The organism is Inquilinus sp. (assembly GCF_057815775.1).
Window position 1 is genome coordinate 1 of record NZ_JBYRFX010000761.1, and the last position, 8,903, is coordinate 8,903.

At 69.6% G+C, this 8,903-nt stretch carries 10 protein-coding genes; 1 reads left to right on the forward strand and 9 read right to left on the reverse strand.

The genetic code is table 11. The annotated features are described in order from the left end of the window. Nucleotides 1-539, reverse strand: a 539-nt coding sequence (locus AC3XYG_RS26720) for an SDR family NAD(P)-dependent oxidoreductase (RefSeq protein WP_489142914.1), incomplete at its 3' end; no start/stop codon positions are given. Between the two features lie 112 nt (nt 540-651). Here AC3XYG_RS26720 and AC3XYG_RS26725 point away from each other — a divergent pair. Beyond that, nucleotides 652-1,596 carry a GlxA family transcriptional regulator gene (locus tag AC3XYG_RS26725; protein ID WP_489142915.1) on the forward strand — a complete coding sequence of 315 codons (945 nt, stop codon included), beginning with the start codon at nt 652-654 and terminating at the stop codon, nt 1,594-1,596. Between the two features lie 7 nt (nt 1,597-1,603). On the opposite strand, the gene AC3XYG_RS26730 is transcribed toward AC3XYG_RS26725, so the two are convergent. From AC3XYG_RS26730 to AC3XYG_RS26765, 8 genes are all read right to left on the reverse strand, one after another. Beyond that, complete coding sequence (locus AC3XYG_RS26730; protein ID WP_489142916.1) at nt 1,604-2,377, reverse strand: ferredoxin--NADP reductase; 774 nt, start codon at nt 2,375-2,377, stop codon at nt 1,604-1,606. Nucleotides 2,378-2,417: 40 nt separating this feature from the next. Then, nucleotides 2,418-4,205, reverse strand: coding sequence for a phosphoenolpyruvate--protein phosphotransferase (ptsP, locus tag AC3XYG_RS26735; RefSeq protein ID WP_489142917.1), 1,788 nt, complete (start codon nt 4,203-4,205; stop codon nt 2,418-2,420). 4 nt (nt 4,206-4,209) lie between these two features. Further along, complete coding sequence (locus AC3XYG_RS26740) at nt 4,210-4,524, reverse strand: HPr family phosphocarrier protein (RefSeq protein ID WP_489142918.1); 315 nt, start codon at nt 4,522-4,524, stop codon at nt 4,210-4,212. Then, on the reverse strand, nt 4,521-4,931 hold the full coding sequence (locus AC3XYG_RS26745; RefSeq protein ID WP_489142923.1) for a PTS sugar transporter subunit IIA: 411 nt from the start codon (nt 4,929-4,931) through the stop codon (nt 4,521-4,523). Before AC3XYG_RS26745 ends, AC3XYG_RS26740 begins: the two co-directional genes overlap by 4 nt. A gap of 36 nt (nt 4,932-4,967) precedes the next feature. Next, nucleotides 4,968-5,873: an RNase adapter RapZ gene (gene rapZ, locus AC3XYG_RS26750; RefSeq protein ID WP_489142919.1), complete on the reverse strand. Its 906-nt coding sequence runs from the start codon at nt 5,871-5,873 to the stop codon at nt 4,968-4,970. After that, entirely contained in the window at nt 5,870-6,331 is a 462-nt protein-coding gene (locus AC3XYG_RS26755) for an HPr kinase/phosphorylase (RefSeq protein WP_489142920.1), read from the reverse strand. Before AC3XYG_RS26755 ends, rapZ begins: the two co-directional genes overlap by 4 nt. A 48-nt stretch (nt 6,332-6,379) precedes the next feature. Continuing rightward, entirely contained in the window at nt 6,380-7,912 is a 1,533-nt protein-coding gene (locus AC3XYG_RS26760) for a pre-peptidase C-terminal domain-containing protein (RefSeq protein WP_489142921.1), read from the reverse strand. Nucleotides 7,913-7,959: 47 nt separating this feature from the next. Beyond that, nucleotides 7,960-8,903, reverse strand: a 944-nt coding sequence (locus AC3XYG_RS26765) for a sensor histidine kinase (RefSeq protein ID WP_489142922.1), incomplete at its 5' end; no start/stop codon positions are given.

An 8,903-nucleotide genomic window follows, 5' to 3' on the forward strand; every position in this document is an offset into this window, starting at 1 on the left:
CGCACGCCCTTGTCGGCCAGCTCATGCTTCAGCGACTGGCTGAAGGCCAGAACGAAGGCCTTGCTGCCGGCATAGACGCCGTTGAGAATCTCCGGCGCGACCGCGACGATCGACGAGATGTTGATGATCGTGCCGCCGCCGCGGGCGACGAAGCCGGGAACCGCGGCATAGGTCAGCCGGGTCAGCGCGCCGACATTCAGCGCGATCATGTCCTCCATCTTGCCGATGTCCGAATTCAGCAGCGGTGCCGTGGCGCCGACGCCGGCGTTGTTCAGCAGCAGGGTGATGCTCGCATCGGTGCGCAGCGTGTCCTCGACCCGGGCCAGGTCGGCCTTGTCCCCGAGATCCGCCGTGATCGCCTCGATCGTCCGGTTGGTCTCGGCCGTCAGGCGGCTGGCCAGGGCGTCGAGCCGGTCGCGGTTGCGGGCCACCAGGATCAGGTCGTAGCCGCGCCGCGCCAGGCGCTCGGCATAGACCGCGCCGATGCCGGACGAGGCGCCGGTGATCAGGGCGGTGCCCTTGTTTGCGATGTTGGTCATGATGCCGTCTCCTTGCGCTGCCAGCGGGTGGCTGGTCTCTGCGATCAAGGTTTACGCTCGGCGCCTTATGGCTTAAATGTCATAGATACCACCATTTGGGACATGGGCGTCCATGCAACGTATCGGCTTCGTCATCTTCCCCGGATTCCAGGTGATGAGCCTGGCCGCCGCCTCGGCCTTCGAATTCGCGAACCTCACCGCCGGGAAGACGGTCTACGACGTGCACTTCCTGTCCGAGACCGGCGGGCCGATCCGCAGTTCGTTCGGCATGACGATCGACACGGAGCCGTTCGGCGATCCCGCCTTCGACACGGTGCTGGTCGCGGGCGCCGTCGGCATCGCCGAAGCGACGCCCGGCCTGCTCGCCTTCGTCCGCCAGGCGCTGGAGACGGCTCGCCGCGTCGCCTCGATCTGCACCGGCGCGTTTATCCTGGGCGATGCCGGCATCCTCGACGGCCGCCGGGCGACGACGCATTGGCTGGTGGCGCGCGACTTCCAGGCCCGGTTCCCCCGGGTGAAGCTGGAAGAGGACCGCATCTTCATCATCGACGGCTCGGTCTGGTCGTCGGCGGGCATGAGCGCCGGCGTCGACCTCGCCCTGGCGATGGTCGAGAAGGATCTGGGTGCGGATGTGGCCCGGCTGGTGGCGAAGCAGCTGGTCGTCTACCACCGCCGCTCCGGCGGCCAGTCGCAGTTCTCGGCGCTGCTGGAGATGCAGCCGAAATCCGACCGCATCCAGACCGCGCTGGCCTATGCCAAAAGCCACCTGCACACGCCGCTCTCGGTCGAGCAGCTGGCCGATGCCGCGCATCTCAGCCCGCGCCAGTTCAGCCGGGCGTTCCGGGCCGAGACCGGCCAGTCGCCGGCCAAGGCGGTCGAGCATCTCAGGGTCGAGGCCGCGCGGCTGATGATGGAGGATGGGCGCCACCCGATCGACGTGGTGGCGCGCGAAACCGGCTTCGCCGACCGCGAGCGCATGCGCCGCGCCTTCCTGCGCGCCTACGGCCAGCCGCCGCAGACGATCCGCCGCAACGCCCGGCAGCAGGCCGAGGCCTGATCGCCGGCTATTTCTCGACGAAGGCCTTCTCGACCACGAAGTGACCGGGCCGGTTGTTGGCGCCTTCCTCGAAGCCGCGGCTGTGCAGCATCGTCACCATGTCCTTCAGGAACACCGGCGACCCGCACAGCATCACCCGGTCGGTCTCCCGGTCCAATGGCGGCAGGCCCAGGTCGGCCGGCAGCTGGCCCGATTCCAGCAGCGCGGTGATGCGGCCGTTGTGGACATAGGGCTCGCGCGTCACGGTCGGGTAGTATTTCAGCTTCGGCCGCACCAGCTCGCCGATGAACTCGTCCTCCGGCAGCGTGCGGGTGATGAACTCGTCATAGGCCTGCTCGGCGATGAAGCGCGTGCCATGGGCCAGCACGATGGTGTCGTACCGGTCATAGGCCTCGGGATCCTTGATGACGCTCAGGAACGGCGCCAGCCCCGTGCCGGTGGCGCAGAGATACAGGGTCCGACCGGGCAGCAGGCTGTCCTGGATCAGGGTGCCCACCGGCTTGCGGCCGACCAGGACATGGTCGCCGACCTTGATGTTCTGCAGGCGGGAGGTCAGCGGGCCGTCCGCCACCTTGATCGAGAAGAACTCCAGGTTGTCCTCATGGTTGGACGAGGCCATGGAATAGGCGCGCAGCAGCGGCTTGCCGTCGACCTCCAGCCCGATCATGGTGAACTGGCCGTTGAGGAATCGGAACGCCGGGTCGCGCGTGGTCTTGAACGAGAACAGCCGGTCCGTGTAGTGGCGGACTTCGAGCACGCGCTCGGTGTTCATGGTCGACATCGCATCCCTCCCGGCGAAACTGACGCGGCTTACTCTACCGTCAGGCGCCCTCGTTGAAATCGTCCAGCAGCGCCGCGATCCGGCCGGAATCGGTCTGGTCCAGCATCATCCGGGCGCGCCGGGCGGCGGCGACGCTGTCCAGCATCAGGATCCGGCGCTTGACCTCCAGCAGGCGCAAGGGCGCCATCGACAGGTCACGGATGCCCAGGCCGATCAGCAGCGCGGTGAAGCGCGGGTCGCCGGCGATCTCGCCGCACACGCTGACCGGGATGCGCGCCCGCAGCGCCGCTTCGACCGTGAACTGCACCAGCCGCAGCACCGAGGTGTGCAGCGGGTCGTAGAGATGCGACACCGCCTCGTCGCCGCGGTCGGCGGCCAGCGTGTACATCACCAGATCGTTGGTGCCGATGGCGAAGAAATCGACCTCGCGCGCCAGCGCATCGGCGATCAGCGCGGCCCCCGGCACCTCGATCATCGCGCCCAAGGGCGGCATCACCGCCGGCACCGGCACGCGGCGGCGCTTCAGCCGCCGCATGGTGCGGTCCAGCGCAGCCTTGACCGTGCGGATCTCGCCGATGGTGGTGATCATCGGCAGCAGCACCCGGATCGGCCCATGGGCACCGGCGCGCAGGATGGCGGCCAGCTGTGCCTCCAGCAGCTTCGGCTCCTTCAGCGACAGGCGGATGGCGCGCAGGCCCAGCGACGGGTTTGCCGTCTCGGCGAAGCGGCCGCCCAGCGCGGTGGCGATCTTGTCGCCGCCGAGGTCGAGGGTGCGGATCGTCACCGGCTTGCCGCCCATGCCCTCCACCGCGTCGCGCAGGACGGCGTATTGCTCCTCCTCGCTCGGCAGATCGTCCCGGTTCATGAACATGAACTCGGTGCGCAGCAGGCCGACCCCGGCGGCGTTCAAATCGGTCGCCACCTGCACGTCGCGCGGCAGCTCGACATTGGCCGACAGGGTGACGGCGACGTCGTCGCGCGTTTGCGACGGCAGGCCGATCAGCGCGTCCAGCTGCTTGCGGTCGGCCCGGGCCAGGTCGCGCCGCAGGCGGAAGGCGGCCAGGGTGGCGTCGTCGGGGTCGATGATGACCCGCCCGGCGGTGCCGTCGACGATCACGGTCTGGCCCGGCCGCACGCCGGCCAGCAGGCCGGGCACGCCCAGCACCGCGGGCAGGCCGAGCGACCGCGCCATCACGGCGGTGTGGCTCTGCGCCCCGCCCAGCGTCGCGGCGAAGCCGACCACGCGGCGCGGGTCCATCAGCGCCGTGTCGGCCGGGGTGATCTCCTCGGCCAGCACCACGGCGCCTTCGGGCAGGGTGGCGAAGGCCTGGAACCGACGCTTGGTCAGGTTGCGGATCAGCCGGGCCCCGACCTCGCGGATGTCGTCGATCCGGCTCGCCAGGTAGCTGTCGTCCATCGCCGCGAACTGGGTGGCGATGGCGGCGATTTCCGACTGCACCGCATATTCGGCGTTGATCCGCTCCTCGGTGATACGGCTTTCCACCCCGCGCAGCAGGCGCGAGCCGGACAGGATCGAGGCATGGGCATCGAGGAGGTAGCCGATATCCTCCGCCGCCTGTTCGGGCAGCGCCTGGGCCTTGGCCTTCAGCTTCTTGATCTGCCGCCGCGACTTGGCCAGCGCCTCGGCGAAGCGCTCGCGCTCGCCCGGCACGTCGGCCTCGTCCAGCCGGATCTCCGGCACCTGCTCGACGCCGCTTTCGACCAGATGCGCCGGGCCGATAGCGATGCCGCCGGACACCGCCAGCCCGTTCAGCGCCCGCTCCCGGCTCGGGCCCGGTTCGGGCAAATCGGCGATCCTCGTCGCCATGGGATCAGTCCTCGTCGAAGCCGCGCTCGACCAGCGAGGCCAGCGCCGCCAGTGCCTCTGTCGCCTGCGGCCCGGCCGCGGCGATGTCGATGCTGCTGCCGGGGCCGGCGGCCAGCATCATCAGCCCCATGATCGACTGGCCGCCGACCTCGGTGCCGTTGCGCTCGACCCAGACCTCGGCATCGTATTCGGCGGCCAGCTTGACGAATTTCGCGGCGGCACGGGCGTGCAGCCCCCGCTGGTTGCGGATGGTCACGGTGCGGGTCTGGCGGTCGCTCGTCGCTCCGGGGGCGGCCCCCGGCGTCACCGGCCCGCTCATTTACGCTTCTCCGGCTTCAGCAGCGCCGAGGCGACGCTGATGTATTTCTGGCCGGCCTCGCGGGCGCTGGTCACCGCGTCGGTCAGCGTGTCGGTCTTCCGCACCGAGGCCAGCTTGATCAGCATCGGCAGGTTGATGCCGGCGATGACCTCGACATTGGCGCGGTCGAGGATCGAGATCGCCAGGTTCGACGGCGTGCCGCCGAACATGTCGGTCAGCAGCACGACGCCCCGCCCGCCATCGACCGTGGTCACCTTCTCCAGGATCTCGGCCCGGCGCTGCTCCATGTCGTCCTCCGGCCCGATGCAGACCGTGGCGACCTGGGGCTGGGCGCCCACCACGTGCTCCATCGCCGCGACGAATTCGTCGGCGAGGCGACCATGGGTCACGAGGACCATGCCGATCATCGGGTGGGTGGTCATGTTGGTCTGGTTGCCTTCCTGTCAGCCCGGCGCCGGCATGTCGCGATGGATCAGACCGCGGCGGTAGCCCTGGCCGTCCAGCCAGGCCGCCAGCGTTTCCGCCACGAACACCGATCGATGTTTGCCGCCGGTGCACCCGACGGCGATGGTGAGGTAGCTCTTGCCTTCGCGGTTGTAGCGCGGCAGCAGCGGTTCGAGCAGCCCGAACAGCGAGATCATGAACGGGTCGAATTGGGAATCGCGCCGGATCATCGCCTGCACCTCGGGGTTCTGGCCGGTCTGCGGCCGCAGCGCCGGAACCCAGTGCGGATTGTCGAGGAAACGGACGTCGAACACCAGATCGGCCTCGCGCGGCAGGCCGCGCTTGAACGAGAAGGAGACGACGGAGACGTAGAGCCCCGGCGAGATGCCGCGGCCGAAATGGCCCTCGATCGTGCGCCGCAGGTCCTGCGGGCTGGTCAGCGAGGTGTCGACGACGACATCGGCCAGGTCGCGGAGCGGCGACAGCTCCAGCCGTTCGCGGCGGATGCCGTCGGCCACCGGCCGGTCGACCGCCAGAGGATGGCGGCGCCGGGTCTCGGTAAAGCGGCGCTGCAGGATCTCGTCATCGGCATCGACGAACAGCAGCTTGACGTCGGTGTCGCCGCGGGCGCGTAGCGCCGCGATCTCGGCCTTCAGCGCCTCGACCGAGAAGCCGCGGGTGCGGGTGTCGATGGTCACCGCCATCGGCCGGTCCTCGGCATGCTCGACCAGGGGGCCAAGCAGCACGACCGGCAGGTTGTCGATCGCCTCGTGGCCGAGATCCTCGAGGTTCTTGAGCGAGGTGGAATGGCCGGCGCCGGACAGGCCGGTCACCAGGACGAGACGATGGCGCATCTCGGGCCGCGCCGTGGCGTCGGTCGGGTCCATCGCCAGGGGGGCCATCATCGGGCCAGGCGGTGTTCGGGGGCGTCGAGGCCGGCGAGGGCAAAGCGCAGCTTGATCGGGGCCGAGGCCTCGAACGGTGCGATCGCGACCAGGGGCAGGCGGATGCCGAGATAGGCGCAGATCGCCGGGTCCGGCAGCCGCTCGATCGCCTCGGCCGGCATCAGGTCGGCGACCAGCAGCACCGGCGCCGACGGCACGGAAGGCACCGGGATCGGCCCGAAGCCGCGGGCTTCGATCAGCCCAGCCAGGATGGCAGGTGGGCGAGCAATCACAACGCCGCCCTCAAGCGAAAGCTGCACACGGTCGTCGGCGACCAGCCGACCTCCGGCATCGATCAGCCGGAGGGCCAGGTCGGATTTGCCGCTGCCTGACGGCCCGCGCAGCAACACGCCGCGACCGTCGACTGCGACGCAGGTAGCATGGATCGTCGCCATCGCGGGTGGGAAGGTGACTGGCACCTTCCTCCCTGTCAATCGCGACGGCGTTAGGTCCGACAAGACGACGGGTTATTTCGCCGGGACCGCCTTGGTCTCCAGCGTGTAGGGCGTGTCGCCCTGGTAGGAGTAGACGTGCAGCAGATAGGTGCCGGGGTCGAGCCGCAGCTGCAGATCCTCCGGATCGGTGCCGGAATTGGCGCCGCTGATCAGGTTTTCCTGGTCCGACGCGCGCAGCAGGTCGATGTCGGCGTCGCCCTTCTCCATGGTCATGTGCACCGTGACGTCGGCACGGGAGTTCAGAGTGAAGCGCCAGTAGTCGTCGCGGTCCGTGAAGCCGACCCAGTCGTGGATGGTGACCGGCCGCGGGCCGACATGCTGGATGATGCCCGCCGTCTCCGGCGTGTTGCCGGCGCCATCCGGCGGCGGCGGGGCCGCGGTGGTGCCGGCAACGGTCACCCGGTAGTCGGTGGCGCCTTCGCCGGCCGGATAGACGTTCAGGTAGTAGGTGCCGGGCTCCAGCGTCGCGGTCAGCGATTCCGCCTCGGTGTCGGTGTTGGTGCCGCTCAGGAGGTAGCTGCCGTCGGACCCTTCCAGGTTGATGTCGGCATCGGCGGACATTCCGTCCAGGCCGATCGTGACCGTCTGCCGCTGGGTGATCTCGAAGGCGTAGTAGTCGCTGGTGTCGGCCGGGCCGACCCAGTCGCTGGCCTCGGCCTGGGTGCCGGTCACGTCGCCGAGGTCATGGGCGTCGGACTGGGTGGACCCGGCCGCATCCGGCGGCGGCGCCGCACCGGCGGTGCCGGACACGGCGAGGTGATACGGCGTGTCGTCGCCATAGCTGGTGACGAAGAGGTAGTAGGTGCCGGGGCCGACCAGCTGGGCGATGTGCTCGTAATCCGACCCGGCATTGGCCGAAGACCCCAGGCTCTGGTCGTTGCTGTCGCGCAGCTCGATATCGGCATCGCCGGTCATGCCTGTCAGGTCGGCCGACAGGTTGGTCCAGCCCGTGGTCACGACGCTGAAGACGTCGGTCTTGTCGGTCGTCGAGACGCGGCCATCGGCGGCCAGCGGCGTATCGCCGACATTGCCCAGCGGCGTGGCGGTGGCGGCGGTGTCGTCGGTCGATTCATCCGCTGGGGCGGCCAGGGTGGCGGCACCGGTGCCGGGGCCGTTGCCTGGCATGGCGATGCGCATCGGCGACAGATTCTGCGCCCACATGTAGCCGACCGGCGTCTTCGGGGTCTGGACCCGGACCCAGCCGCCGGCGGCCAGCCGGCCGGTGACGATGACCTGCGTGCCGAAGGGCAGGGTCTCCTGCAGCGCCGCGGTGCCGTTCGGCGCGGCGCGGACCGACGCGCTGGCCCAGGTGACGAAGGACAAGGCATCCATCTCCTCGGCCATCACAGGGCCGGCCGCGGCCGGCGGTGCGGGCGGCTCCGGCGTCGGCGGCGGCGCGACATCGATGACCGGCGCCGCGTTGTCGGCGACGCCTGCCGGCGTTGCTGCATCGACGGCAGGCGTCGCGACGGCCTGGGCCAGGGCCGGCAGGGCGGCCAGGGCGAAGACGCTGCCGAGCAGCAGCCGGCGCAGGCACGAATTCATGGAGTTTCCCCTTCGCTACGGATTCGGTCGTTGATCGTTGGCGCAGATCACTTGGCGGGGATCTTCACCGTGAAGCGGGCGCCGGGACGGCCCTCCCGGTTTTCGGCGAAGATCTGGCCGCGATGGGCGGTGATGATCTGCTTTGAGATGCTGAGGCCCAGGCCGGAATGGGTGCCGAATTTCTCTCCGGCCGGGCGCTCGGTGTAGAACCGGTCGAAGATCGCCTCCAGCTTGCCGGCCGGGATGCCAGGCCCGTCATCCTCGATGGTGGCGATCACCCAGGCGCCCTCGCGCCGGGCGCGCAGCAGGATGGCCCCGTCGGGCGGCGAGAACGAGATCGCGTTGGTGATGAGGTTGCGGAACACCTGCACCAGCCGGTCCTCGATCCCCGGCACGGTCAGGGCCGATCCCGGCGGCAGGCTCAGGGACACCTTGATGCCGGTGTCCTCCAGCGTCGTCGTGTACAGGTCGGCCAGCATGCCCAGCATGCGGCCGATATCGACCGTTTCGCTTTCGGCCCGCGACAGCTCGGCATCCAGCCGCGACGCGTCGGAGATGTCGGTGATCAGCCGGTCCAGCCGCTGCACATCCTCCAGGATGATCGCCATCAGCCGGCGCTGCTGCACCGGGTCGGTGATCCGGGCCGTGGTCTCGACCGCGCTGCGCAGCGAGGTCAGCGGGTTCTTGATCTCGTGCGACACGTCGGCGGCGAAGCGCTCGATCGCGTCGATCCGGGTCCACAGCGCCGCGGTCATCGCCCGCAGCGCGCCGGCCAGTTCGCCGATCTCGTCGCGCCGGCCGCTCATGTCGGGGATCTCGACCTTGCGGCCGCGGCTCTGCTGCACCCGCTCCGCCGCCCGGGCCAGCCGGCGGATCGGCCGGGTGATGGTGCCGGCGAGGTACAGCGACAGGATGATTGTGACCGCCAGGGCGATGGCGAAGACCTTCAGGATCTCCTCGCGCACCGTCTGCAGGTTGCCCTCGATGTTGA